Source organism: Lichenihabitans sp. Uapishka_5 (assembly GCF_033947565.1).
Lineage (GTDB): Bacteria > Pseudomonadota > Alphaproteobacteria > Rhizobiales > Beijerinckiaceae > Lichenihabitans.
In genome coordinates, this window is record NZ_JARPVX010000232.1 from 1 (window position 1) to 551 (window position 551).

Sequence of the window (551 nt, forward strand, 5' to 3'; positions counted from 1 at the left end):
CTACACTCTCTCCGTCGTCGGCAGCGTCAGATGTGTATAAGAGACAGATGCAGCCCAGGCCGCGATGGCGCGCCGCCTGGTGGAGCAGCACGGCCTTGCGGTGACGGAGCAGAAGGACCGCAACTACTTCCGCTCAATCTATTTGCGCGAGCCGGGCGGGGTGATCTTCGAGATCGCCACCGACGGCCCGGGTTTCGCGGCCGACGAGCCGGCCGAGGCGCTCGGGCAAGCCCTCAAGCTGCCGGCGCACCTCGAGCCGTCGCGCGCCCGCATCGCGGCCGTGCTGCCGGACCTTGGCCGGTGAGCCCGGCGTTCGGCCGGTGAGCCCGGATCTTGGCTTCATTCACCACTTCGTCCCGGCCACGGCGCAGGGACGGCCGCCGCTTTTGCTGCTGCATGGCACTGGCGGCGACGAACACGACCTGATCGCCTGGGGCGCCGCGGTGGCGCCCGGCGCGGCGCTGCTGTCGCCCCGCGGCCCGGTGACCGAACGCGGCATGCCGCGCTTCTTCGGCCGGCTGGCCGAAGGGGTGTTCGACCCCGCCGAGGTG

Annotated in this window: 1 pseudogene; it reads left to right on the top strand. The window is 71.5% G+C overall.

The features are described from left to right. Positions 1 to 320 precede the first annotated feature (320 nt). A pseudogene (locus P7D22_RS23380) lies at positions 321 to 551 on the top strand (alpha/beta hydrolase); the annotation flags it as partial.